A 24439-nucleotide genomic window follows, 5' to 3' on the forward strand; every position below is an offset into this window, starting at 1 on the left:
ACAAGTTCGGTGTATCATCGCCGGGTCAGCCCAACAGACTAGACACCTCTTCCGCACTGGCGACCTTACCTTCAATCACTATTTCATCATCAATTGCCAAAGCCGGTGTTCTCATAATACCCGCATCAATAATTGCATTGGTATCGGTTACTTTAACCAGCTCATAGGCTATGCCTTTGTTGTTTGCGGCCAGCTCGGTGTTTTCGGTCAATTGCTTACATTTAGCACAGCCACTGCCATAGATAGTAAATTTCATTTTGATCTTTCCCTAATTAATTAACTATTTATAAACACACTACCACCAATTTCCGTAAATAAAACCGGTAATCGTGGCCATCACAACCACCAACGCACAGTAAACCAGGGTTTTTTCGGTACCTAATATGGTTCTGATCACCAGCATATTGGGCAAGGACAAGGCTGGACCGGCCAAGAGCAAGGCCAGGGCGGGCCCTTTTCCCATGCCGGCACCCAAAAGTGCTTCGACGATGGGCACTTCAGTCAGTGTAGAGAAATACATTAATGCACCCAGTACAGATGCAAGAATTGTTGAAATTAGAGAGTTATCACCTACAGCAGCAGCCACCCACTGTGAAGGAATAATCCCTTCATGACCGGGACGCCCCAGAGCAAAGCCTGCTACAAATACACCAGCTAGAAGCAAGGGCATGATCTGCTTGGCAAAATCCCAGCTTTGTACTGCCCATTCACGATCCTGATCACGCAGTGATGAGATTAGCATTAACCCACCAATACCGATTACAAAGGGCAATTCAGGAACTGATGGCAGGGTCACCGCAAATGCAACGACCAGGCCTGCCAATATGAATACTGGCAACACCGGCCACTGCCAGCGCCAAACCAATAGTGCGGCTAACGCAACTGATAGCAGCGACGTAATTGACCACTTCCAGGCATAGATTTGCATCCAGACGACACTGTCCGCGGCGGCCCAGTTAGCAAACACCAGAATACCTACCATTAAAGCAAAAAACAGCGCGACTATGCCCATGGATCTATCGCTACTACCGCCTGCGAAGCCACGTTTATTGGTGACTGAACGCTGAGCTTCTTCCTTACGATAGATAAAATGCATGATGGTGCCGATCACCAAGGCAAAGACTATGGCACCCACAGCACGAGCGATACCAATTTCGGCGCCCAGTACTTTAGCTGTCACCACCACCGCCATGACATTAATAGCAGGACCGGAATACAGAAACGCAATCGCAGCGCCCAGGCCCGCCCCGCGTTTATAAATACCACCAAATAAAGGTAAAACTGTACAGGAGCAAACGGCCAACAAAGTACCGGATACGGAGGCAACACCAAAGGCTACCGGTTTTGAGGCATCAGGTCCCAGATAGCGCATCACCGCATCCTGGCTTAGATAGGCCGCCATCGCACCGGCAATCAAAAAGGCGGGCAGCAAGCATAAAATCACATGCTCGCGTGCATACCAATTAGTCAATCTGAAGGCTTCCAGAACGGCATTATCAAAGCGTTCTGTTCCGGCGGGCAGAAAATAGATCAGCAAAAAAGCCGCTATCATCAACAGCAACACCAGCCCTTCGCGAGGGTTGCTGCGATAAAGTGCCAAAAGTCGGGTATACACGGCAGAACTCCCTAGTGTCCGGTTCATCCTTGATGGGTTAACTTGCTCCTTCAGTATAGAAGACGCATCAACCACAAAAAAGATGCACACTAAATCCCTTTAACGCAGGACAGTTAAACCGTGTCATTCTCCAAACGTCCGGGAGCAAGTGCCAGAGAGATCAGCACCGCTATCAACACCAGGCCAGTGGATATCCACAGACAGGCCTGTAATCCCCATTGCATATAGACCCACCCGGACAGCAGTGTACCCAGCAGTCGACCCATGGCATTGGCCATGTAATAAAAGCCAACATCCAGCGACACACCATCGCCACGGGCATAGCTGACAATCAGATAGCTATGTAATGAGGAATTAACCGCAAACACCACGCCAAAGCAGAGTAAACCAATGACCAAGACCCAACCCGGATGCCAGGATTGGTAGAGTGCAAGTGCGATCATCATGGGTAAGAAAGCCAGTAAACTTCCCCAGACAACAACTTCAGTACGTCCAGGAATTCGGCCACTGCGCTTACCCGTGAAGTAGGGAGCGACTGACTGAACCGCACCATAACCTACGACCCAACAGGCCATAAAAAATCCTACCTGCCAGAAATCCCAACCCAGTACCTCTTTGAGAAACACTGGCAGGGCGATGACAAACCAGACATCCCGAGAGGCGAACAGGAACATGCGCGCTGCCGCCAGTACATTAATGGCGCGGCTTTTGGAGAACACATCGCGAAATTTGGGCTTCTGCTTCATCCGCCCAAGATCCTGCTTCAACAGCAGAAGCGATGCCAACCAGACCAATGCCAACATGATGGCCATGACCAGAACAGCACCGGCAAAGCCGAGCAAACTCAACAACACCGCACCGAGAAAAAAGCCAACGCCTTTCAGTGCATTTTTTGAACCGGTAAGAATCGCCACCCATTTGTACAGGGTACCCTGGGCACTTTCCGGAACCAGCAGTTTGATCGAGCTTTTGGCGCTCATCTTGTTAAGATCTTTGGCAATACCTGACAGGGCCTGAGCCACCATCACCCAAACAACACTTAACCACTCTGGCGGAACGGTTAGCATCAGCAGGGCAAACACCTGCAGTCCCAATCCCAGATTCATCGTTCGATTAAGGCCCAATCGGGCGCCTAGCCAACCACCCACCAGATTGGTTACCACGCCAAAGACTTCATAAAAGACGAAGAGCAACGCGATCTGCAGGGGACTGTATCCCAATTGATGGAAATACAGCACCACCAGCATGCGCAAGGCGCCATCCGTTAACGTGAAGGCCCAATAGTTACCGGTAACAACCAGGTACTGCCTGACACCGGCTGAAAGTCCTGCCAACATGGTGATTACTCGCTATCCATCAAGCCAACCTTGCGGCCCAGCTCTGCCATTCTGAGAACATAACCCCATTCGTTGTCATACCAGGCATAGATCTTCACATGGGTTTCATTCACCACCATGGTAGACAAGGCATCGATAATGCTGGAACGGGAATCACCACGATAATCCACGGATACCAGGGGACGCTCCTCATAGCCAAGAATGCCGTCAAGTGGTCCTTCTGCCGCCGCTTTAAGCAGCGTATTAACCTCTTCCACACTGGTCGGACGCATGACTTCAAATACACAATCAGTCAAAGACGCATTGGCCAGTGGTACACGCACAGCATGGCCGTTAATACGGCCGGCCAGCTCTGGAAAAATTTCAATAATGGCTTTAGCGGAACCCGTAGTTGTAGGAATCAGGCTGCTACCACAGGCTCGTGCCCGGCGCAGGTCTTTGTGAGGTGCATCCAGAATGGTCTGCGTATTGGTCAGATCATGGATGGTGGTCATGCTGGCATGGCGAATACCCAGTGACTCATGAATCACCTTCACCACTGGTGCCAGGCAGTTGGTGGTACAAGAGGCGGCGGTGACGATCGAATGCAACGACGGATCATACAGATGATCATTGACGCCCATCACCACATTCAGCACACCCGGCTCTTTGACAGGCGCAGAGACTACCACGCGCTTAACACCCTGATTCAGGTAGACTTGCAACTGGGCCTTGGTTTTCATCTTGCCAGAGCACTCGAACACCAGATCACAGCCTGACCAGTCATTACCCTCAAGCGTTTTTTCCTGCGTTACTCGGATGCGCTTGCCTGCAATCACCAGTTGACCATCTTCAGCACCCGCTTCATGACCCCAGCGACCATGTACCGAATCGAAGTTAAGCAAGTGGGCCAGACTCTCGGCGCCAGCGGCCGGTTCATTAACCTGGACAAACTCAAATTCTGGCCAGTCCCAGGCCGCCCGTAACGCCAGACGACCCATACGACCAAAACCATTGATACCCACTTTAATCGCCATCGGTCAGCTCTCCACAGTATATATGCATGTAAGTATATGCTAGCTTGGCAGGAATATATGACAAAAAAATGACAAAAAAGCCCGTTCTCCAAAGAAAACAGGCTTATTTAGATCGAATAGAACCAGGTTCAGTTATCGCGTACGATCGCCTGCAACTCTTCATCGTTGGTGTGGCGAACATCACGTCCTTTTACGAAATAAATCGTATACTCACAGACGTTGCGGGCATGGTCTCCGATACGCTCAATGGCACGTCCTACCCATGTCATTTCGACCATACGGGTAATATTGCGAGGATCTTCCAGCATATAGGTCATATTCTGGCGCAGGATCGCCTCATAATCACTATCAACCTGCTTATCCAGCAAAGCCACCTTCAGAGCTTCATCGGCATCCATTCGACGAAAGGCACTCATTGCTCCGTGCAGCATCTGGGTAACATGACCACCCATGGTTGCAAATTCACTGAACTCTTTAGGCGGCAACACATTGTTATCCGACTTAGCCGCCATGCGGGCAATACGTTTTGCCTGGTCACCAATACGCTCTAAATCTTTGATCGTTTTGATCACCGCGATCACGGCACGCAGGTCACCGGCGGCAGGTTGGCGCTTGACCAGTATCTGCACACATTTATCATCAATCTCTACTTCCATATCATTGATTGAGGTGTCAGCACTGATCACTTCTTGAGCTAAAGTGGCATCGGCATTGATGAAAGCATTTAAGGCTCTCTCCACCTGCTGGATTACCAGCTCGCCCATGGCCAATACATCATTGACCACTTCATTCATTTCGGCATTATACGCCTGGGAAGTATGCCCATCGACACGTTGAATACTCATTCTTGCTCCTGATCCTGTGGATTTAACCGAAACGGCCGGTTATGTAATCTTCAGTACGTGAATCTTTTGGATTGGTAAAGATCTCACGTGTTTCGTTGATTTCAACCAGATCACCCAGGTGGAAAAAGCCGGTTTTGTCGGACACACGCGCTGCCTGCTGCATATTATGCGTTACGATGGCAATGGTGTAGCTGCCCTTGAGTTCATCAATCAACTCTTCGATGATCGACGTAGCAATGGGATCCAAAGCTGAACAAGGCTCATCCATTAAGATCACTTCAGGACTGACCGCAATCGCACGCGCAATACACAAACGCTGCTGTTGTCCGCCTGAGAGGCCGGTACCGGGTGCATCCAGACGATCCTTCACCTCTTTCCACAGACCCGCACGCTGCAAGCTGGTTTCCACTATCTCATCCAGATCGCTTTTATTGTTATCCACCAGGCCATGCAAACGTGGACCATAGGCGATATTTTCATATATGGACTTGGGGAAAGGGTTGGGTTTCTGGAATACCATACCCACCTGTGCCCGTAACTGCACTACATCGAGCTTTTTGTCGTGTATATCGCGACCATCCAAGAGGATCTCGCCGGTAACCCGTGCCGAATCGATCGTGTCATTCATACGGTTGAAGCAGCGCAGGAAAGTCGACTTACCGCAGCCAGATGGCCCGATAAAAGCTACCACTTCGTTTTCATACAGGTCCATATTGATGCCGTGCAGGGCTTCAGCATCACCATAGAAGACCTTGACATCACGGGCACTCATCTTGATGGTGCTTGAGGTTGCCGAGTTTTTTTGTTTGTCATCAAAACTCATCTGCATGGCACCCATTGTTGGCTGTTCCATTTTCATCTCTCTCACCACCGTGTTTCAAAATGTTTGCGCAGCCAGATGGCTACAGCATTCAACGAGATCATCAGCGCCAGTAGTACAACAATGGCTGCAGAGGTTCTCGCCTCGAAAAAGTTACGTAGCTCGTTACCTTGCCACAAAAAGATCTGCACAGGGAGTGCCGTTGATTGCTCAAACGGTGTCGATGGCACACTCGCTACAAAGGAGCTCATACCGATCAGCAACAAGGGTGCCGCCTCACCCAGCGCCTGAGCAATACCGAGAATCGCTCCAGTCAAAATACCCGGTATCGCCAAGGGCAATACATGATGTAACACGGCCTGCACTTTAGAAGCACCAAGACCCAGCGCGGCTGAACGAATCGACGGTGGAATAGCCTTTAGTGTCGAACGCGTAGCGATAATAACCGTCGGCAATGTCATCAAGGTCAGCACCAAACCACCGACTATGGGTGCAGAAAGCGGTAACTTGAACCAAAGAATAAATACCGATGCACCGAGCAAACCAAACACAATGGAAGGTACGGCGGCCAGGTTATTTATATTCACCTCGATGAGGTCAGTTAGCTTGTTCTGCGGTGCAAACTCTTCAAGATAAATCGCCGATGCAACCCCGATAGGTACGGCGAGGAACATCACGATTAACATCATCATCAACGAGCCCATAAAGGCACCCGCCAGACCGGCCGAGGCTAAAGAGCTACGTGAGTCAGGGTTCATAAATAACGATGTGCTGAAGCGATTTTCAATCACACCACGGTCTGCCAGCTCATCCGCCCATTCTTGAGTAAGCGTTGAAATCTGTTGCTGTGACGTAGGTAAGTCGCGATCAACATTTCCCTTGACCCAAACATCGATATTAGCATCAGCCAGCAGCGTTAAACGCTGCGTTGTCCCGATAATGGACGGATCATCTCGTACCATATCGCGTAGAGCAAAGCGCTCACCTGACGTCACCAACTGCATGGCATCACGTGGATGATCAGCCGCTTCAGGGATCTCGTTAGCAATCGCATTGAGAATAATTCTATTAAAATTAATAAAGCCTAGCTGAGTCTGCCATGCCAGGAAGCGCTGATTAAACTCAGCTTCCGATTCACTCGCCATGCGAACCGGTTTTTCATCAATTTTAATTATCTGCTCATCAAAATGTATATCAAGAGTGATATGCGCTTGCCAAAATGCAGGCACACCTTTTGACAAGATGGTGATGAATAGCAGTGCCACAAAAGCCAGCGCCATTGCCACGGCCGCAATACCCATCATTCTAAAGCGTTGTTCTTGAGAATGACGACGCTTCAGTGACTTTGTAACACGCTGCTGCATCAGATCCCGTTTTTTCGCCAAATCGTTCTGATCTGGCATATTCACTGTTTCAGTATTCATAATTTACTCGTACTGTTCACGGTATTTACGAACGATGACCAATGCCACAACGTTCAGACATAAGGTGATCACAAACAGAGTCAAACCCAAAGCAAAGGCTACCAAGGACTGTGGACTAGCAAAGTCCTGGTCACCTGTCAGCTGATTGACGATGGTCACCGTCATGGTAGAGACTGCTTCAAAAGGATTTGCCGTCAGTACCGGACTGTTACCCGCGGCCAAAACTACAATCATGGTTTCACCGATTGCGCGGCTGGCTGCCAACAAGATCGCACCGACAATCCCCGGCAAGGCCGCTGGAAAAACAACTTTGCGAACGGTTTCGGATTTGGTTGCGCCTAACCCTAAGGACCCATCTCGCATGGCTTTAGGTACTTGGGTGATAATGTCATCTGATAGGGATGAAATGAATGGAATAATCATAATCCCCATAACAATCCCCGCTGTTAGCGCGGATGTTGCACGAATATCCAGCCCCAAGGTCGCACCCATTGTTGCCAGGAAAGGGCCCACCGTCACTAAAGCAAAAAAGCCATAAACAATCGTCGGAATACCCGCTAAAATTTCGATAACAGGTTTCGCAATCGCTCTTACTTTCGGGTGCGCATACTCAGCAAGATATATCGCGGTCATCAACCCCACAGGCACAGCCACTAGCAATGCAATGATGGCGATCATCAGGGTGCCCCAAAGCAGTGGCAGCATGCCAAAGCCACCCTGGCCTTCAGTTCCTATGGTTGAGAAACGCGGATTCCATGTGGTTCCAAAAAAGAAGTCCATTGGACTGACAAACGAAAAGAAACGCATCGCTTCGCCAAACATAGACATAACGATACCAATCGTGGTCAAAATCGCGACCGTTGAGCAGGCAATCAACAGGAATCGAACGACACGTTCTACAGAGTTTCGAGCGCGTAAATCTGGGTGGATACGCTTTAAATTAAAGACAAGTGCGGCAGCGGCAACCGAGGCCATCAATGCCAACATTAACAAATTCCCTGTGGTTTTTAGCTTTTGCATATGCTCCGCAGCCGCTAATTCATAGGGTAAGGCTTCATCAGTCAGACCAAAGCCTGAGGATAAGTTTGTAATTCTTTGCAGTACATTGCGTATATCATTAACACTACCTGATATAACCTCTGGTGGTAACTGCGAAACCACCATCGATTCAATGATACCCGGCTGTGTAAAAGTCCAGCCTACAAAAATGATAGCGGCGGGGACCACTGTCCATAGCGCCAGTAACATGCCATGGTATACAGGGCGAGAATGCAATCTAACTTTATCACCCGAAGTTGTGATAGCGACCTTACGACTGCGTACCAGTCCCACTTGATATACAAAGGCCATCATCATCAACAGTACGGCAATCAGTACCAGGTTACTCATATCGGCTCCAGCGTCGATAAGGTTTCATTTACAGCAATTTGCATCAACATCCTGGACAAAAAAACCGAGAATGCTGTGACATTCTCGGTTTTTTGATTCAGCGATTTGCTTAGTCCAACAATGTCCGAGACATTACAGCGGCGGTGATTTCATCACGCTCTGTCATGTCCATAGGAATCAAACCAGCAGATTCAAGCATGCTACCCATACCACCTACTTGCTCGCTCAAGAAGTACTGAGCATATTCAAGCAGACCAGGAATCACACCAACGTGCTGGTTTTTGATGTAGAAATACAAAGGACGAGACACTGGGTATTCGCCAGTACCAATGGTTTCCAGACTTGGAATTACACCACCAACAGTTCCCACTTTCAGACGGTCACGGTTCTGATCATAAAAACTTAGACCAAATACACCCAAGGCATCTTTCTGTGCATCCAGACGAGCCAGAGTTTCAGTGTAGTTACCAGCGATTTCTACAACGCGGCCATCGGTACGAATGGCATTACAGAAATTGGTTTTGGCTTCTTTTTCCAGTGCATTAACTTCTTCAAAAGTTTCACATCCAGGGTGAACAACTTTTTCTTCATAAACTTCACGGGTACCGTGGTTAGAGCCAGGAATAACCAGTACGATTTCCTGATCTGGCAGCGAGCTGTCGATCTCAGACCAGCGAGTATAAGGGTTGGCTACCATTTCACCATTCTGTGGAATCTGTGCAGCGCCAGCCAGGAATACATGATGCGGTTCAAGTGCAAAAGTACCGCTATCTGTACGTGAAGCGAACACAATACCATCGTAGCCAAACTTCACTTCAATGATTTCAGTTACGCCATTTGCGGCACAGCTTTCAACTTCGGCAGGACGAATCGCACGGGAAGAGTTGGCAATATCGATAGTGTTTTCGCCAACACCCTGGCAAAACTGGCGCAAACCGCCACTGGAGCCACCCGAACCTACAACAGGCGTGTTAAACTGTGGAAAAGAGTTACCGAACTCTTCAGCAACAATCGAAGCAAAAGGTAGTACAGTTGAAGAACCAGCGATCTGAATGGTATCACGCGCCATAGCTGGTGCAGTGAAGGCAACGGCAGCGGCTGCGGTCATCGCGATGGCGAGAGCTTTGTTACGAAACGTCATTGAGGCATCCTCGTTTAGTTTTGTTAATACGACCCGAATGCTGTTCAAGTGATCACCCAGGTCGCTAATTCTTACAAGGTGGTATTCTGACAAGGAAATATTTCAGCAAAGTGAAGGAAATATTACATTTTTATTACAAGGCAATCGGCCTCAGCAAACACTTACTGCTACTGCTATTGCTGGTTAGCCAAAACACTTTGGCGGCAGACAAAACATCGTCTTTAAACGGAGTTATTTCAACGGTCGGATCAGATACGCTGAGCCGTTTGATCAGCCAATGGAGTGAAGCTTTCCAGCAGCAGCATCCACAAATATTGCTGGAGTTGCATACCGGTGGCTCATCCTCAGCGGCAACCGCTCTGATCAGTGGAACGACCTTACTCGCGCCGATGAGCCGACGCATGAGCTCACAGGAATCGCGTCAGTTTCAGGCCAATCATGGCTACAACGTCACCGAAGTACCACTGGCAGAAGATCGTATCGCCGTTTTTGTACACCCAGACAACCCGCTCAGTCATCTGACACTGACACAACTCGATGCAATCTTTTCTTCAACCCGTCTGCGAGGCCACCCGACAGCCCTGTCACACTGGAATCAATTGCAGGACAGCGCGGCCTGGTCCAACCGCCATATTGCTGTATTCAGTCGTAGCGTGACCTCCGGTACCTATGGTGATTTCCGCGAGCTGGCCTTAGCCGGTGGTGACTTTATCAACCGCTTGATTGAACTGCCTGGCTCCATCGCCGTGGTCCGAGGTGTCGCAGCGACCGAAAATGCTATCGGCTACGCCAGCGTGGCCTACCGGGACCCCAGCATTAAGCTGCTATCCTTGCAGGTACAGACTTCGTCGCCACTCAGCCATCCATTGGATACCCTTACTGATTATCCGCTTGCACGTACTCTCTATCTCTATATTAATCAACCACCCGATACCCCCCTGCCTGCTCATTATCACGCCTGGTTACGGTTTATTTTTTCGGCCGAAGGGCAAGCCATTTTACAGGCTTCAGGATTGCGCCCCCTGCCAGTAAACCAGTATGAAACACAGTTACAAATTTTTGAGGCCGCTGCATCATGACACAGCCGCGCCGCCATCTGTCTCCAGGCTATCAACGTTACCGACGCCTCAAAGATAGACTCATACGCCAACTAATTCGCCTGGCTGCAACCAGTGTGATCCTGGCACTAGCCAGTCTGTTTATCTTCCTTTTCTGGGAAACACTGCCTTTATTTGGTTCAGCAGATATGCGTGAAGTGCCTAATACCCAGGAAAGTGTTGAGCTTGTCCCGTCAGCCCATGCTGAACAAATGCCCCCTCTCCCCTCGGGAAGCGCCTCCTCGGCCCATGCCATCTGGCTTTATGGTCAGGCCTCGGTGATATTGGTCGATTCACAAGGCCAGATCAGCCAGTGGCTGATCAACCCCTTGCAACCTGAAAGCTCAGCTATGATTTTAGCCAAACAATTTCCAACACAGCACTCAGACACCCGGCTACTTGCGCTGCCCGGCAGCAAAGGATTTATCAGCTACGACCCCTCGGGGCTGGTTCGTCTACACCATGCCACCAGTGGCAGAATGCTGGCCGAGTACCAGAGCCAGGTATTACCGCTGGAGCAGATACATATCTCTGAAAAGGGTGACAGTATTCAGTTACAAAATGTAATCGGACAACAGCAAACCCTGCAACTGCACAATCCCCATCCGGAATTCTCCTGGTCGCTGCTGTGGAAACCCTGGCTCTATGAGGGCCACCGACAGGCCGATTATATCTGGCAAACCTCGGCTAATACCGACCGTTTTGAAGCCAAATACAGCTTTGTACCGCTCTCCATCGGAACCTTCAAGGCAGCGGCTTACGCGATGTTATTTGCCATTCCGTTGGCTATCTTAGCTGCCATTTATACCGCCTGTTTTCTGAATGAGCGAACTCGGGCCTGGGTCAAACCAGCCGTGGAGCTTGCAGAAGCCTTCCCGACGGTGGTGCTGGGCTTTATTGCCGGGCTCTGGCTGGCTCCTCTGATGGAGCAACATCTCGCCACCGCACTCAGTTTGCTGCTGTTGACCCCCTTGTTGTTGATTCTGATCCATGCACTACTGTATTCCCTAAACCTACTCCGTGAGTCACAAACAACCCAGTGGTCAGGGCTCTCACGCATATTGGTCTTACTGCTGTTAGCGCTGCTGCTAGCCTGGCAGTTTGGGCATTGGCTGGAAGTCTGGCTGTTTCAAGGCAATATGATTGAGTGGTTGGCTATACAAGGGATAGATTATCAACAGCGCAATGGTCTGGTGATCGGGTTAATGATGGGACTGGCCATCATGCCGGTGATTTTCTCTCTGACGGAGGACGCGCTGATCAGTGTTCCGGATAGTTTGCGCCAGGGTGCGATGGCGCTCGGTGCCAGCCCCTGGCAAGCGGTAATCCGGGTGATCGTCCCCACGGCGGCGGCAGGTATTTTTGCTGCTATCATGATCGGTACTGGACGGGCGCTGGGTGAAACCATGATTCTATTAATGGCCAGTGGTAACAGCCCGGTCAGCGATTTTAGTTTGTTTGAAGGCATGCGCAGTCTGGCAGCAAATCTGGCTATAGAAACCCCTGAAGCCATGCAGGGTTCAACCCATTACCGGGTTTTGATACTCTCCGCTACACTGTTGTTCTTATTGACCTTCATTATGAACACCTTGGCAGCCGTGGTTCGTGAGAACCTTTACCGTCACTACAGGCATTCTTGAGGTTATTCATGCGACTAGGCTGGTTTAGACAGGATTTGCTCTGGCTTTGGCTGTGTGGCTCCATGCTTCTGCTGTCACTGATGCTGGTCGCCGCGTTGTTACTGTTGATTGGTATCCAGGGACTCAGTCATTTCTGGCCAGAGGCTGGTGAGCCACAACGCCTGGTGCGTTTCCTGCAGAATATCTGGCTGTTTCTCAGCGAACCGCCGCATGAAAATAATCAGGCAGGCGGTATTTTTCCAGCCCTGTTCGGCACCATGACCATGGTCTTCCTGATGACACTGCTGGTGACTCCCATCGGGGTTCTGGCCGCTATTTACTTGAGCGAATACGCCCGTCAGAATCTGATGACGAGGGTATTGCGAATTGCCATCTACAACCTGGCTGGCGTGCCATCGATTGTCTTTGGTGTATTTGGTCTGGTGTTCTTTGTTTATATTATGGGGGGTTCCATTGATAAGCTCTTTTATTCTGAACAGCTGCCTACACCCACCTATGGTACACCAGGGCTGATCTGGGTATCCCTGACGCTGGCATTGCTAACGCTACCCGTGGTCATCGTAGCGACCGAAGAAGGCCTGTCACGGATCCCTAAAGACTATCGCAGTGGTTGCCTGGCACTCGGGGCCACTCAGACAGAAATGCTGTGGCGTGTGGTGCTACCCATGACCACGCCCGCTATTCTGACCGGTATCATCCTGGCAATTGCCAGAGCGGCTGGCGAGGTAGCTCCGCTGATGCTGGTAGGTGTGGTCCGTACAGCACCGCAACTGCCGATTGATACAACCTTTCCCTATTTGCACCTGGATCGTAATGTGATGCATCTTGGGTATCATATATTTGATGTCGGCATGCAGAGTCCGGCCGGTAGTAATGTGATGCCACTGGTGTTTGCTGCCGCTCTGGTTCTGGTCACACTGGTTATTACGCTAAACCTTACTGCTATCATTATCCGTCAGCGCCTGCGCCAGCGTTTTCGCCAATTCACCCTTCATCATTGAGAAACAGTGCCATGAAGCCAGCAAAAATCGAGATCACAGACTTAAGCCTGCGTTTTGGTGATCGAACCGTGCTGGAACAGATTAATCTGCAGCTGCCTGCACATCAGGTAACCGCTTTTATCGGTGCATCCGGTTGTGGTAAATCCACCCTATTGAAGTGCATCAATCGCTTGAACGATCTGAATGATCTTTGCCATATTCAAGGTTCGGTCTGTCTTGACGGTGAAGATATTTATCAAAAATATTACGATCTACCCGAGTTAAGACGCCGGGTAGGCATGGTCTTTCAGTCGCCCAATCCCTTCCCTATGTCGATTTATGACAATGTCGTATTTGGCTTGCGGCTCTTGGGTGTCCGCAAGCGTCATCAACTACATGAGGCCGCCGAACGCTCCTTACGTCAGGCAGCGCTCTGGGATGAAGTCAAAGACCAACTGAATCGCAATGCCAACGAACTTTCCGGAGGCCAGCAACAGCGTCTGGTGATTGCCAGAGCGCTCGCTGTAGAACCCGATGTACTGATGCTGGATGAACCCGCTTCAGCACTGGATCCCATTTCCACGTTAAAAATTGAAGAGCTAATCACCGAACTGAAACAAAGCTATACTATTGTATTGGTGACACATAACATGCATCAGGCTGCCAGGGTTTCCGATTTTACCGCCTTTTTGGATCAAGGACGGATTCTGGAAACAGGTCTAACTCGAGACCTGTTCACCAATCCACGCCACAAGGCCACAGAGGATTACATCACCGGACGTTATGCCTGAAGCCACCTAACAATAACGAAACACCGAGGTGTAAACTATGCAAACGCAACCGGAAGGCTTTTCCCGCCATATTTCACAGCAATTCAACCATGAACTGGAAAGCATCCGTACCGAAATGCTGGCGATGGGCGGTATCGTCGAACGCCAGGTTCGTGATGCAATCAGAGCACTGACTGAAAACAATCCTAAGCTGGCAGAAGAATCCCGGCAGTTGGACCAGCAAACCAATCAGATGGAGTTGAGTATTGATGATCAGTGCACCAAGACAATTGCGATACGTCAGCCTACTGCCAGCGATCTGCGTCTGATTGTCTCGATCAGCCGCTCGGTCTCTGACCTGGAAAGAATCGGTGATGAAGCCAGCCGCATCTGCAAACATGCTATAGAAATCTATAATAGCGGTGAAAAACCTCAAGGTTATCAGGAGGTACGACATATCAGTGCGTTAGTGACCGAGATGGTCAGCGATGTGCTCACGGCCTTTGCTCGTCGAGACTTAGCTATGGCCTACCGTGTGGCCAAACAGGACATACGTGTCGATACAGAATACCGTTCCGCCATGCGCTCCCTGGTGACCTACATGATGGAAGACCCTCGTTCTATTTCTGTTGTACTGAATATCATGTGGGTATTACGCAGCCTGGAGCGGATCGGAGATCATGCGCGTAATCTGTCTGAGCACCTGATCTATCAGGTCAGTGGTTCCGATGTCCGCCACCAGACGCTAAAAAGCATTAAACAAGCACTGCGTGATGACTCCCCGGATGATGAGCTGGACTTGAATCCGAACAGCGAGTAAACCCTAAACACCCTCTTAATCAGGCAGTACACATATTCAGGGGCGCAGATTAAAATGCTACACTCTGCGCTCACTGATGATGCGGACTGACCTGACTTGAATCGATCCATGGCAAGGGACACACGGTACAACCAGACCCACTGGCAATCAATCCGACGACGCCCGGCCATACCCATGCACTGGCGCCCTTGGCTCTGTGAGCGAGGTTCACTGACTCACCAACTGCGCCTGGCCAGCCACAACCAACTGGACGTTGAACTGCTCAAGTTAACCTGGGCACAGCCAACCCGTTCGGAAGCCAGATTGTTGGGAATTCCGCAGCGACAGATGGCATTGATTCGTGAAGTACACCTTAGCGGAGCTGGTACTCCCTGGGTATTTGCCCGCTCAGTAATCCCCTCGAGAACACTCAGAGGCCCTGATCGACGCCTGCTGTTACTCGGCAATCGCTCTCTTGGCAGCCTGTTGTTCAAAGATCCAGCGATTCGCCGAGGCCCGCTGCAAGTCTGCCGGTTACAGCATCAGCAGCATCACTGCTGGGCGCGACGCTCAGTGTTCCAGCTAAGCCATGGCCCCTTACTGGTCAGTGAAGTATTTTTGCCTGCCATGGCGGACATTTCTTATCCTTCATTAAAAGCTGACGATCATGTTTGACTTACTACTCAACAAAGCAGCCGTATATATACGGCTGATGCGCCTGAACCGCCCCATTGGCACCCTGCTGCTGCTCTGGCCAACACTCTGGGCTCTGTGGATCGCCAGCGAAGGTGTTCCCACCCCTAAGCTGCTGATTATATTTCTGTTGGGTGTATTACTAACCCGCTCAGCAGGCTGTGTCATCAATGATTTCGCTGATCGCCATATTGACGGACATGTTAAGCGCACAGCTACCCGGCCTTTGGCAACGGGAGCCGCCACCGCGTGCGAAGCGATAATATTATTTGTAGCATTAATGCTGCTGGCGTTCGCACTGGTGCTGTTTACCAATACGCTAACACTGATGATGTCGTTTATTGGCATAGCGCTGGCTTTCTGCTATCCCTTCATGAAACGCTATACCCATTACCCGCAGCTGGTATTGGGTGCGGCTTTTGGCTGGGCCATCCCGATGGCCTTCACAGCCGTGACCGACAGCCTGCCCTGGATTGCTTGGCTGCTTTACCTGACTAAAATTATTTGGACCGTGGCATACGACACCCAATATGCCATGGTGGACCGGGATGACGACCTGCGTATTGGCGTCAAGTCAACGGCGGTGCGCTTTGGTCAGGCTGACCGTCTGATTATTGGATTGATGCAACTGACCGTTGTTGGGCTACTGATTTGGATAGGATTAATGCAGCAATTTTCCGGCTGGTACTTCACTGGCGTTGCCATTGCAGCCGGTTGCTTTATCTATCAACAATGGCTGACCCTGCACCGCGCTCGCGATGGCTGCTTCAAAGCCTTTCTGAATAACCACCTGGCCGAGCTGGCCGTTCTGGTGGGGATCGTGTTGCACTATGCCGCCTGAGATCGGGGGGAATTTTACATTTGTTTCAGTCTGTCATATTACTGTAACAGAAAAGACTTGTAATACGTTCACCACTAAAACAGCTATGGAGTGATTTCATGTCAGTTGCCAAGCGTGTGCTGATCGTAGATGACGAAGCCCCCATCCGCGAAATGATTGCCGTTGCCCTGGAAATGGCGGGTTATGAATGCATTGAAGCGGAGAATGCTCAACAAGCACATGCAGCCGTTCTGGATCAAATGCCCGATATGGTATTGCTTGACTGGATGATGCCAGGTACCAATGGTATTGATTTTGCGCGTCGTTTACGCCGTGATGAAACTACCGCCAATGTACCTATTATTATGCTGACGGCCAAAGCTGAAGAAGACAATAAGGTGCAGGGGCTGGAAGCCGGTGTAGATGACTACATCACCAAACCTTTTTCTCCACGTGAACTTGTTGCTCGGCTGAAAACTGTATTGCGCCGGACCACACCCAAGGGCATTGAAGAGCCGGTCACGGTCGATGAGCTGACATTAGATCCCATATCACACCGGGTGACCTCCGTAGAACAGTCTGTTGATCTTGGCCCCACTGAGTTTCGTCTGCTGCAGTTTTTCATGACCCACCCTGATCGAGCCTATTCCCGCAGTCAGTTGCTCGATATGGTCTGGGGCGGTAATGTGTATGTTGAAGAGCGCACTGTCGATGTGCATATCAGACGTTTGCGCAAGGCCCTGGGTAACCGCCATGATTATCTTATTCAAACGGTGCGTGGTACAGGCTACCGTTTCTCTGTTCAAGGCGGATAAACACGGATATTCATAACTGAAAAATGAAATCGCCCTTTCGCATCATCTACAGTCTACTGCTGATACTGCTGTTTGCAGCCGTTACGGGCGTGATGCTGGGCCAGTTTTTTCCTGTACTGACACTGGTGCTACTGGTTTGGAGCTTTTACCAGGCGTGGCTTCTGGTACGCACCCTTCGCTGGATTATGAACAAAGACATAGAGCCCCCAGACTTACCCGGTAGTTGGGGTGACTTGCTCTACACAATTTATCGCAAACAAAAAAGCAGCCGCGACCGGGAACAAAAGCTGACGGCGGTCATTCACCGTTACCAACAATCATCGGCCGCACTAGAAGATTGCGTCGTTATTATCGATACCAAGGACCGGCTTGAGTGGTGGAATACAGCAGCCGAAACCCTTCTCGGATTACAGCCACGAGTCGACAAAGGAAAATCCATCCTCAACCTGTTGCGTGACCCCCGTTTTATCCGTTACTACAAGAAACGCAATTACCACGACCCACTCGAACTCAACTCCCCGATCAACGAACAGATCACACTGCAGTACCACATCACCCTGTTTGGCCAGGGTGATCGGCTACTGGTAGCACGGGATATCTCACGCTTGAAAAAACTGGAACAAACCCGCCAGAGTTTTGTATCCAATGCCTCTCATGAGCTACGCACACCGCTGACAGTGATTCGTGGCTACCTGGAAACCTTCCTCGACCAGCCCCTGCCCAGCCCCATACTGCGTGGCATGAAGCAGATGGAACAACAAACACAACGTATGGAAGGCCTGGTCCGAGACATGCTGATGCTATCGCGCCTGGAGTCCACCGAACACCTCACCGAAGACATGCCGGTGGATATCCAGTTAATGCTGAAAGAGATCAAACGTGATGCCCTGGTTCTCAGCGGTGACAAACAACATCGAATCAGCATTGAAGTTGACCCGAATTATGACCTGCTAGGCCAGGACAATGAATTGCACAGCGCTTTCTCCAATCTGGTGTTCAACGCCGTACGCTATACCCCAGCAGGCAGTGAAATCCGCATCGTCTGGCATACGGATGCCCAGGGTGGCTATCTGAGTGTATATGACAATGGCCCAGGCATTGAAGCCTTCCACATTCCACGCCTGACCGAACGCTTTTATCGGGTGGACGAAGGGCGCGCCAGTGAGAGTGGTGGCACTGGGCTAGGATTGTCGATTGTAAAGTACGTAATGGTTCGCCATGGTGGCCAGCTTAAAATCCGCAGCACCCTGGGTAAAGGCAGCTGCTTTAGCTGCCAGTTTCCAGCCGATATGCTCATCGCACTGGAAAAACTGGCGACAGCAACCGATAATGCCTGATCGATTCAGGCCAGTTCGGCCAAGAGTTTTGTAAGTGGAGTAAGCCATGCACGTAATCCAGATCCATGCCCATGAACCCGATAACCTGCGCTTCGAAACTATCGATATGCCACAACCGGGACCCGGCGAAGTACTGATCCGTAATCAAGCTGCAGGCGTTAACCCCATCGACTGGAAAACCTGCTCCGGCGGTGGTGCTTCTGGTTTTATTGAATCCTTTCCTTTTATTCCTGGCTGGGAGTTCAGCGGTGTCGTCGAAGCACTCGGCGAGGGTGTCAGTGATTATAAACCGGGGGATGCTGTACTCGGGTTAGTTCGCTTTCCCCATCCGGCAGGCTGCTATGCTGAACAACTCTGTGTACCAGCAGATCAAATTACCTTGCGCCCGGAAGGTTTGGATGCCACGACGGCTGCCGGATTAGGGCTGGCAGGCCTGACAGCCTGGCAAGCACTGTTTGATAAAGGCCAGCTGCAGGCTGGCGAGTCGGTGTTGATACTGGCCGGTGCAGGTGGCGTGGGTCATCTGGCAGTGCAGTTGGCGGTATTGGAAGGTGCTCAGGTCAGTGCCACCTGTTCGGCCGCCAACCGAAATTACCTGACATCACTGGGCTGTCATCAAGTGATTGATTACCGCGACCTGGATATGGGCACCCTGGCTGGCCAGTTTGAACTGATTCTCGATGGTGTCGGGGGTGATACGGCCATAGAGGCTTTGATAACCCTGAAACCGGGTGGTCGACTGGTTACCCTGCCCTCTGTGACAGCCGCACAGGTCAGTGCTGCCGCCGAAGGTACCGATGTTGAGGTGATATCTATCCGCGTTGAACCCAATGCCAGCCAGCTTGGCAAGCTTGCCGGGCTCTGTGCCAGCGGCCAGCTTAAGCTGAAAGTGGCACAGGTGTTGCCGTTACAGGATGCCGCTCAAGCCCACAAGCTTAGTGCCAGCGGGCATATTAGCGGTAAATTAATTCTGCAAACCGGCTGACGTCGACGTGGAACCGAGGGCATCGCAGAACTCTATGCGTTGACGCAACAGCAGTCTGCAGCCCTCACCACGTATATCCATATCCCAACAGTTGTACTTAGCCCAATCCTTTTCTTCTTCCGTGGCCTTATCATGGAAGGCTGGCACACCGTCACAAAAACCATTTGTGGGTGCAGCAACCTCAAAGCAGGATTTCAAGAAAACTCCCTGATTGACGGTACAGACAAAGTTAGAGTCTGAGCAGGCGGCAAAGCCCGTCAAGGCCTGATCCTGACATCCCTGTTGATCCATTTGTTCGCCCGCTGTCAAACCCTGCTGACGAAAAACACTCGCTTCATCAGCACGCTGCTGATTGAACCCTTCAAGCCATTGCGGCGAAAAAAACACCGCCCAGATAACAAACAACAAACTCAATGCCAGTAGGGTCCAGACTATTTTCTTACGCATATCTATCCATTAATTATCGGCGCCGACGATAGAGTCCGGCAATCGTTAGCAAAAGTCCGAGACAGCTGAGCAACATACCACCATTCACCAACAGTGGACGCCGAACCATCAGGGGGATAAAAGAGTGTTGCTGTTGCAGATCACACTGCCCCTGGAGATAGTTCCAGTAACCACCGACCTGAGCACAATCACTAATGTGCATCTGTTCAACAAAGAACATCCCCATCAATGACAGCGCTGGCAGCACCAGCAGTAGCAGACCGACTCGCAGCATTATTCGTTATCACTGATTCCAAGATTACTGACACCCTGATTACCCGCCAGTTCGCGGATGTCACGGATAAACGCCTTATTAGGCTGTTGCTGATCCTGTAGGCGCTCCAGCACCTCTTCTTGAAAGGCATCTTCATCCTGCATCAAATCATGCGCGGCGATAAAGCGCATCAGTTCGGCATCGGACAGCTGAGGATCGGCCTCGTTAACTTCAATAAAGGTGGCCACACACTCACGTGACAGGTCAGCAATATTAGCCGCTTCAGCCGGATCTGATTCCAGGATACACACCAGAGTGGAATAGAGGGCTACCACCGCATCCAGCGCAGGCATGGCACCATACATGTCGAACTCGTCCAGCGACGGCATATTGTCTTCGACATGATCCAGCTGCACTTCAAAGTTCATCGAAGCCCCGCCGGCAAGATGTTCCCAAACACCATCCAGTATCCGCCGCACCTGTTGGGCATCACCAAACTCCAACAACCGTGAAAACAGGGTGAAGTTTGGCAGCATACGCTCAGTCAGCGCCGCTGCAAACGCCGTCAGCTGCCAGGGTTTCAGTTTGCCGAGTTGTGCTTCCAGTTGCTGGATATCACTCATTCAAAGACTCCGTCGAGGGGTTTAGTCAATCAATGTCTATTGTACGTGGTCTATGTCAGGATCTGTAGTCATAACATGGCTGATTTCAGTCCCCTAGCAACCACGGAGGTTAGGCGCGGGAAGATTTCATTGCTATACTAAGGCCTGATTAACGGCCAGCAGCTGACAGGTATCCGTGTTGAACTCCTTCAATCTTCTAAAATCCATCGCCGATTCACGGGAAAAACTCCGTAAGTCTGAACAGAAGGTGGCCGATTTTGTACTGGCACAGCCCAGTGACGTGATTCATATGCGCATTGTTGATCTTGCCTCGGAAGCCAATGTCAGCGAACCGACCGTGGTACGTTTCTGTCGCGCGCTGAATTACGATGGCTTTCAAGACTTCAAGCTCACTCTCGCTCAAGGCCTTGCCAGTAATGCCAGCTTTGAAAAGTTCTCGATGGACACTAAAGATACGGTGATCGAGTTCAAGCAGAAAATCTTCGACTCGATGATTGGCAATCTGATCAATATCCGTGAGCAACTTGATCCGCAACTACTCGAAGAAGCAATCGATGCGCTGGCTAAAGCCAATCGTGTCGAGTTTTACGGCTTTGGTGCATCAGCGCCCGTCTGCGCCGATGCGCAACACAAGTTCTACCGCCTGATGGTGTCAGCCGCCGCTTATTCCGATCCCCATATGCAGACTATTTCAGCCGTGACACTGGGGCTAGGCGATGTCGTTGTGGCCATCTCCCAGACAGGGCGTACCAAAGATCTGCTGCACACGGTAAAACTGGTGCGTGAAACCGGTGCCACCGTCATTACCCTCTGCCCAGGTACAACCCCTCTGGCTGAACTGGCCACCATCCCCATCCATGTCGATGTGGAAGAAGATAAAGACCTCAGCACACTGATGTCTTCACGGGTCGTACACCTGGTAGTCATAGATATTCTCGCCGTTGGCGTTGCCATGAAGCTGGGGCCAGCCTTGTTTGACCACCTCAAAACCATCAAACGCAGCCTGCGTAGCCTGCGTCAGAATGACCGGTTGATGCCCACTCGTCGCCAAGCCGACGATAACGACTGAAACATTCCTGTCACTTTTTTTGCCTAAAATCAGCCTATCACTGTTAAATCCTATTTGAAATCGATGCCAAAATCGGTTAAAAAAAGAGTCAGGACAGTGTTACAGCCGGGAGACGGCTTATATCAGGCCGCCTCCTCTTCAATCTGCATCACAGATCGGAGTTAAATCGTATGCTGATACGTCAGGAGCAGGACCTAGACCCCATTCAGACCGAAGTGTTTGACCTTCTGGTTGGTTATGATGTCGAGGAAAAAAACCGTCGTAAACAGACCGCCACCCGCCGCCTGTTTGAAGCCCGTCGCGCCATAGAAAAGCGCCGTGAAGAGGCTGCCCTAGCCGCCTTCATAGACCGTGAAAGGTGGTTCGACGACGAATAACCTGACCTGCGTGTAGGAGCTCGGTCTCCGAACGAATCCGCACCTTGTTTGTAGGAGCTCGGTCTCCGAGCGAATGCGCATCTTGTTTGTAGGAGCTCGGTCTCCGAGCGAATGCGCATCTTGTTTGTAGGAGCTCGGTCTCCGAGCGAATTATTTCTCCTACAGCTCCGAGCAACCAATATACCCACCCAATTCCGCAGGGTCCCCGCATGCTCTGTAACCCCCCCTCCCTCAACCTTGGTAGCTTCTAAGCAATACTGAAACCTTCAGCATTGACGAATAACATTTTTACGTTTTTTTTACGCTCATGGCAGTTTTACTATCTCGAATTGTTACACGCTACCAACATATACTCTTCATCTTCTAGTCCACAAGCACAGGCTGAAGCAAACAAAACAGCTGCTACAGCCAGGAATTGGCTATTTCTGAAGGAGTGACAGGATGAAGCTATTCCGCCCGGTCCTTTTTGTCAGTGGCATACTCTCTTTTATTATGGCGGGGCTGCTGCTTGTACCTGGAGTTTTCGCCTCGATGACCAATGATGAAGAATACAGCACCTTCTTTTTGTCATCCGGCTTGGCTGCCTTGGCGGGTCTACTATTGATGCTGCCGAGCTATGGTCACAGATTTGCACTGAATGCACGTCAGCTTTATCTGCTGACCAGCCTAAGCTGGCTGTCACTTTCATTCTATGGCGCCCTACCGTTGATGCTTAGTCACCACCCCCTATCCCTGACAGATGCCGTGTTTGAAGCCGTTTCTGGTATCACTACAACCGGGTCGACAGTGATGTCTAAGTTAGACACTCTGCCACACTCTATATTACTGTGGCGCTCCATGTTGCAGTGGGTGGGGGGACTGGGTGTAATAGGAATGGCGGTTTCGATCCTGCCATTTTTGCAAGTCGGCGGCATGCGCTTATTCCAGACCGAGTCTTCCGACTGGTCGGAAAAGTCCTTACCACGGTTTCATGCAATGGCCCGTAGCCTATTGCTGGTCTATCTTGGTGTTACCCTGGCTTGTGCACTTTCCTATTTTGCCGCCAGCATGACCTTATTCGATGCAATCAATCATGCCCTGACAACCGTATCTACAGGGGGATACGCCACCGACGATAGTTCCATGGGGCGTTTTAGCAACAGTATTTTGTGGATATCTGTAGTCTTCATGCTGATTGGTGGCATGCCATTCATGCTGTATATCCGCTTTTTGAATCAGCCTAGTCTGGCTATTTTCAGGGATCAGCAGGCACAAGGTTTCCTGCTGCTGGTATTAACTTTAATCAGTGTGCTAACACTGCAACAACTGCTGACCACCGAGCGTGCGCCTTTTGAGGTGCTAACACATGCCGCTTTCAATATCGTATCGGTGATCACTACCACTGGCTATGCTTCAACAGATTACACGCTTTGGGGTTATTTCAGCATAAGCTTTTTCTTCATCGTAACCTTTATCGGAGGCTGCTCAGGGTCCACCAGTGGGGGGATGAAAATTTTCCGTTTCCAGCTGTCCTGGTTATTCCTTCGTGATCAAATGAATAAGCTTGTACACCCTCGTGGGGTGTTTTCTATCCGCTACAATGGCAAAGCAGTATCAGACGATATCATGGTGTCGGCCGTGGCTTTTTCGTTTCTATTTTTTTTGATATTAGCACTTGTCACACTGGCACTAGCGGCAACAGGCCTGGATTTTGTCACCGCACTTAGCGGAGCTGCCACAGCCCTGACCAATGTGGGGCCGGGCCTGGGGGACATGATCGGACCAGCTGGTAACTTTGCAGCCGTATCAGATATTGGCAAGTGGATTCTCGGATTCACTATGATTCTGGGGCGCCTGGAATTATTGACGGTAATGGTACTACTGACACCTGTGTTTTGGAGAGGCTAGACATAAGCGCTCGGGCACATTTTGCTCACAGAGTGAGCTCCTACACTCCTAGAAAATTCTCACCCCAAAAGTAGGCGCCCGGTCTCCGGGCGAATGCGCACCTTGTTTGTAGGAGCCCAATCTCCGGGTGAATGCGCACCTTGTTGTAGGAGCCCGGTCTCCGGGCGAATCATTTCGCTCACGGAGTGAGCTTATATGGACCCGCCCGTGTTGCAAGCTATTTTTGACTCGAGCAGATGTGTTGCACGCTTATATCCGAC

Annotated in this window: 25 protein-coding genes; 13 read left to right on the forward strand and 12 right to left on the reverse strand. The window is 50.6% G+C overall.

What is annotated here, in order from left to right; translation table 11 throughout:
- Positions 1–25 precede the first annotated feature (25 nt).
- The 9 genes from ACN0R1_RS16850 to ACN0R1_RS16890 all read right to left on the reverse strand — a co-directional run bounded on the left by ACN0R1_RS16850 (position 26) and on the right by ACN0R1_RS16890 (position 9587).
- The gene (locus tag ACN0R1_RS16850; RefSeq protein ID WP_417584980.1) at positions 26–256 is read right to left on the reverse strand and encodes a thioredoxin family protein; all 231 of its coding nucleotides are present in this window, start codon (positions 254–256) and stop codon (positions 26–28) included.
- A 39-nt stretch (positions 257–295) separates the two neighbouring features.
- Positions 296–1615, reverse strand: a complete 1320-nt coding sequence (locus tag ACN0R1_RS16855; RefSeq protein ID WP_417584982.1) for a permease — start codon at positions 1613–1615, stop codon at positions 296–298.
- Between the two features lie 113 nt (positions 1616–1728).
- Positions 1729–2952: an organoarsenical effux MFS transporter ArsJ gene (gene arsJ / locus ACN0R1_RS16860; protein WP_417584984.1), complete on the reverse strand. Its 1224-nt coding sequence runs from the start codon at positions 2950–2952 to the stop codon at positions 1729–1731.
- Between the two features lie 5 nt (positions 2953–2957).
- Entirely contained in the window at positions 2958–3968 is a 1011-nt protein-coding gene (locus ACN0R1_RS16865) for an ArsJ-associated glyceraldehyde-3-phosphate dehydrogenase (protein ID WP_417584986.1), read from the reverse strand.
- 128 nt (positions 3969–4096) lie between these two features.
- Complete coding sequence (gene phoU / locus ACN0R1_RS16870; protein WP_417584988.1) at positions 4097–4813, reverse strand: phosphate signaling complex protein PhoU; 717 nt, start codon at positions 4811–4813, stop codon at positions 4097–4099.
- Between the two features lie 22 nt (positions 4814–4835).
- Complete coding sequence (pstB, locus tag ACN0R1_RS16875) at positions 4836–5642, reverse strand: phosphate ABC transporter ATP-binding protein PstB (protein WP_417585028.1); 807 nt, start codon at positions 5640–5642, stop codon at positions 4836–4838.
- 35 nt (positions 5643–5677) lie between these two features.
- Positions 5678–7057, reverse strand: a complete 1380-nt coding sequence (gene pstA, locus ACN0R1_RS16880; protein WP_417584990.1) for a phosphate ABC transporter permease PstA — start codon at positions 7055–7057, stop codon at positions 5678–5680.
- A 3-nt stretch (positions 7058–7060) separates the two neighbouring features.
- On the reverse strand, positions 7061–8446 hold the full coding sequence (pstC, locus tag ACN0R1_RS16885; protein WP_417584992.1) for a phosphate ABC transporter permease subunit PstC: 1386 nt from the start codon (positions 8444–8446) through the stop codon (positions 7061–7063).
- A gap of 109 nt (positions 8447–8555) precedes the next feature.
- Positions 8556–9587 (reverse strand): substrate-binding domain-containing protein, encoded by a 1032-nt coding sequence (locus ACN0R1_RS16890; RefSeq protein WP_417584994.1) that lies wholly within the window; start codon positions 9585–9587, stop codon positions 8556–8558.
- Between the two features lie 110 nt (positions 9588–9697).
- Here ACN0R1_RS16890 and ACN0R1_RS16895 point away from each other — a divergent pair, with 110 nt between their 5' ends.
- The 10 genes from ACN0R1_RS16895 to ACN0R1_RS16940 all read left to right on the forward strand — a co-directional run bounded on the left by ACN0R1_RS16895 (position 9698) and on the right by ACN0R1_RS16940 (position 19523).
- Positions 9698–10666, forward strand: coding sequence for a PstS family phosphate ABC transporter substrate-binding protein (locus ACN0R1_RS16895; protein WP_417584996.1), 969 nt, complete (start codon positions 9698–9700; stop codon positions 10664–10666).
- Entirely contained in the window at positions 10663–12324 is a 1662-nt protein-coding gene (locus tag ACN0R1_RS16900) for an ABC transporter permease subunit (RefSeq protein ID WP_417584998.1), read from the forward strand. Before ACN0R1_RS16895 ends, ACN0R1_RS16900 begins: the two co-directional genes overlap by 4 nt.
- An 8-nt stretch (positions 12325–12332) precedes the next feature.
- Positions 12333–13325, forward strand: a complete 993-nt coding sequence (gene pstA / locus ACN0R1_RS16905) for a phosphate ABC transporter permease PstA (protein WP_417585000.1) — start codon at positions 12333–12335, stop codon at positions 13323–13325.
- 11 nt (positions 13326–13336) lie between these two features.
- On the forward strand, positions 13337–14095 hold the full coding sequence (pstB, locus tag ACN0R1_RS16910) for a phosphate ABC transporter ATP-binding protein PstB (protein ID WP_417585002.1): 759 nt from the start codon (positions 13337–13339) through the stop codon (positions 14093–14095).
- 37 nt (positions 14096–14132) lie between these two features.
- Entirely contained in the window at positions 14133–14894 is a 762-nt protein-coding gene (phoU, locus tag ACN0R1_RS16915; RefSeq protein WP_417585004.1) for a phosphate signaling complex protein PhoU, read from the forward strand.
- Positions 14895–15002: 108 nt separating this feature from the next.
- Positions 15003–15548, forward strand: coding sequence for a chorismate--pyruvate lyase family protein (locus tag ACN0R1_RS16920; protein ID WP_417585006.1), 546 nt, complete (start codon positions 15003–15005; stop codon positions 15546–15548).
- A complete protein-coding gene (gene ubiA / locus ACN0R1_RS16925; protein ID WP_417585008.1) occupies positions 15541–16407 on the forward strand; it encodes a 4-hydroxybenzoate octaprenyltransferase in 867 nt (288 codons plus the stop codon). Before ACN0R1_RS16920 ends, ubiA begins: the two co-directional genes overlap by 8 nt.
- 98 nt (positions 16408–16505) lie before the next feature.
- A complete protein-coding gene (gene phoB / locus ACN0R1_RS16930) occupies positions 16506–17201 on the forward strand; it encodes a phosphate regulon transcriptional regulator PhoB (RefSeq protein ID WP_417585010.1) in 696 nt (231 codons plus the stop codon).
- Between the two features lie 23 nt (positions 17202–17224).
- A complete protein-coding gene (gene phoR / locus ACN0R1_RS16935) occupies positions 17225–18538 on the forward strand; it encodes a phosphate regulon sensor histidine kinase PhoR (RefSeq protein WP_417585012.1) in 1314 nt (437 codons plus the stop codon).
- Between the two features lie 46 nt (positions 18539–18584).
- A complete protein-coding gene (locus tag ACN0R1_RS16940) occupies positions 18585–19523 on the forward strand; it encodes an NADP-dependent oxidoreductase (RefSeq protein WP_417585014.1) in 939 nt (312 codons plus the stop codon).
- Here ACN0R1_RS16940 and ACN0R1_RS16945 read toward each other — a convergent pair.
- The 3 genes from ACN0R1_RS16945 to ACN0R1_RS16955 are packed head-to-tail and all read right to left on the reverse strand — an operon-like array spanning position 19503 to position 20846.
- Positions 19503–19970, reverse strand: a complete 468-nt coding sequence (locus tag ACN0R1_RS16945) for a hypothetical protein (RefSeq protein ID WP_417585016.1) — start codon at positions 19968–19970, stop codon at positions 19503–19505. The genes ACN0R1_RS16940 and ACN0R1_RS16945 overlap by 21 nt on opposite strands.
- A 13-nt stretch (positions 19971–19983) precedes the next feature.
- On the reverse strand, positions 19984–20244 hold the full coding sequence (locus ACN0R1_RS16950; RefSeq protein ID WP_417585018.1) for a hypothetical protein: 261 nt from the start codon (positions 20242–20244) through the stop codon (positions 19984–19986).
- Entirely contained in the window at positions 20244–20846 is a 603-nt protein-coding gene (locus ACN0R1_RS16955) for a YjaG family protein (RefSeq protein ID WP_417585020.1), read from the reverse strand. Before ACN0R1_RS16955 ends, ACN0R1_RS16950 begins: the two co-directional genes overlap by 1 nt.
- A 178-nt stretch (positions 20847–21024) precedes the next feature.
- On the opposite strand from ACN0R1_RS16955, the gene hexR reads away from it, so the two are divergent.
- The 3 genes from hexR (at position 21025) to ACN0R1_RS16970 (ending at position 24179) form a co-directional block, all read left to right on the forward strand.
- Complete coding sequence (gene hexR / locus ACN0R1_RS16960; RefSeq protein ID WP_417585022.1) at positions 21025–21915, forward strand: transcriptional regulator HexR; 891 nt, start codon at positions 21025–21027, stop codon at positions 21913–21915.
- Positions 21916–22085: 170 nt separating this feature from the next.
- Complete coding sequence (locus ACN0R1_RS16965) at positions 22086–22292, forward strand: PA3496 family putative envelope integrity protein (protein ID WP_417585024.1); 207 nt, start codon at positions 22086–22088, stop codon at positions 22290–22292.
- Positions 22293–22733: 441 nt separating this feature from the next.
- Positions 22734–24179: a TrkH family potassium uptake protein gene (locus ACN0R1_RS16970; RefSeq protein WP_417585026.1), complete on the forward strand. Its 1446-nt coding sequence runs from the start codon at positions 22734–22736 to the stop codon at positions 24177–24179.
- Positions 24180–24439: the final 260 nt, after the last annotated feature.

Origin of the sequence: Nitrincola sp. (genome assembly GCF_048264025.1) — a bacterium.
In the GTDB taxonomy this organism is placed as follows: domain Bacteria; phylum Pseudomonadota; class Gammaproteobacteria; order Pseudomonadales; family Balneatricaceae; genus Nitrincola.

Coding starts and splice junctions, on each gene's coding strand:
- ACN0R1_RS16900 (WP_417584998.1), top strand. CDS start 10,663: ATGACACAGCCGCGCCGCCATCTGTCTCCAGGCTATCAACGTTACCGA.
- phoB (WP_417585010.1), top strand. CDS start 16,506: ATGTCAGTTGCCAAGCGTGTGCTGATCGTAGATGACGAAGCCCCCATC.
- pstB (WP_417585002.1), top strand. CDS start 13,337: ATGAAGCCAGCAAAAATCGAGATCACAGACTTAAGCCTGCGTTTTGGT.
- ACN0R1_RS16955 (WP_417585020.1), bottom strand. CDS start 20,846: ATGAGTGATATCCAGCAACTGGAAGCACAACTCGGCAAACTGAAACCC.
- pstA (WP_417585000.1), top strand. CDS start 12,333: ATGCGACTAGGCTGGTTTAGACAGGATTTGCTCTGGCTTTGGCTGTGT.
- phoR (WP_417585012.1), top strand. CDS start 17,225: ATGAAATCGCCCTTTCGCATCATCTACAGTCTACTGCTGATACTGCTG.
- pstC (WP_417584992.1), bottom strand. CDS start 8,446: ATGAGTAACCTGGTACTGATTGCCGTACTGTTGATGATGATGGCCTTT.
- ACN0R1_RS16950 (WP_417585018.1), bottom strand. CDS start 20,244: ATGCTGCGAGTCGGTCTGCTACTGCTGGTGCTGCCAGCGCTGTCATTG.
- ACN0R1_RS16850 (WP_417584980.1), bottom strand. CDS start 256: ATGAAATTTACTATCTATGGCAGTGGCTGTGCTAAATGTAAGCAATTG.
- ACN0R1_RS16945 (WP_417585016.1), bottom strand. CDS start 19,970: ATGCGTAAGAAAATAGTCTGGACCCTACTGGCATTGAGTTTGTTGTTT.
- pstB (WP_417585028.1), bottom strand. CDS start 5,642: ATGCAGATGAGTTTTGATGACAAACAAAAAAACTCGGCAACCTCAAGC.
- pstA (WP_417584990.1), bottom strand. CDS start 7,057: ATGAATACTGAAACAGTGAATATGCCAGATCAGAACGATTTGGCGAAA.
- phoU (WP_417585004.1), top strand. CDS start 14,133: ATGCAAACGCAACCGGAAGGCTTTTCCCGCCATATTTCACAGCAATTC.
- ACN0R1_RS16890 (WP_417584994.1), bottom strand. CDS start 9,587: ATGACGTTTCGTAACAAAGCTCTCGCCATCGCGATGACCGCAGCCGCT.
- ACN0R1_RS16865 (WP_417584986.1), bottom strand. CDS start 3,968: ATGGCGATTAAAGTGGGTATCAATGGTTTTGGTCGTATGGGTCGTCTG.
- ACN0R1_RS16920 (WP_417585006.1), top strand. CDS start 15,003: ATGGCAAGGGACACACGGTACAACCAGACCCACTGGCAATCAATCCGA.
- ACN0R1_RS16965 (WP_417585024.1), top strand. CDS start 22,086: ATGCTGATACGTCAGGAGCAGGACCTAGACCCCATTCAGACCGAAGTG.
- phoU (WP_417584988.1), bottom strand. CDS start 4,813: ATGAGTATTCAACGTGTCGATGGGCATACTTCCCAGGCGTATAATGCC.
- ubiA (WP_417585008.1), top strand. CDS start 15,541: ATGTTTGACTTACTACTCAACAAAGCAGCCGTATATATACGGCTGATG.
- arsJ (WP_417584984.1), bottom strand. CDS start 2,952: ATGTTGGCAGGACTTTCAGCCGGTGTCAGGCAGTACCTGGTTGTTACC.
- ACN0R1_RS16940 (WP_417585014.1), top strand. CDS start 18,585: ATGCACGTAATCCAGATCCATGCCCATGAACCCGATAACCTGCGCTTC.
- ACN0R1_RS16970 (WP_417585026.1), top strand. CDS start 22,734: ATGAAGCTATTCCGCCCGGTCCTTTTTGTCAGTGGCATACTCTCTTTT.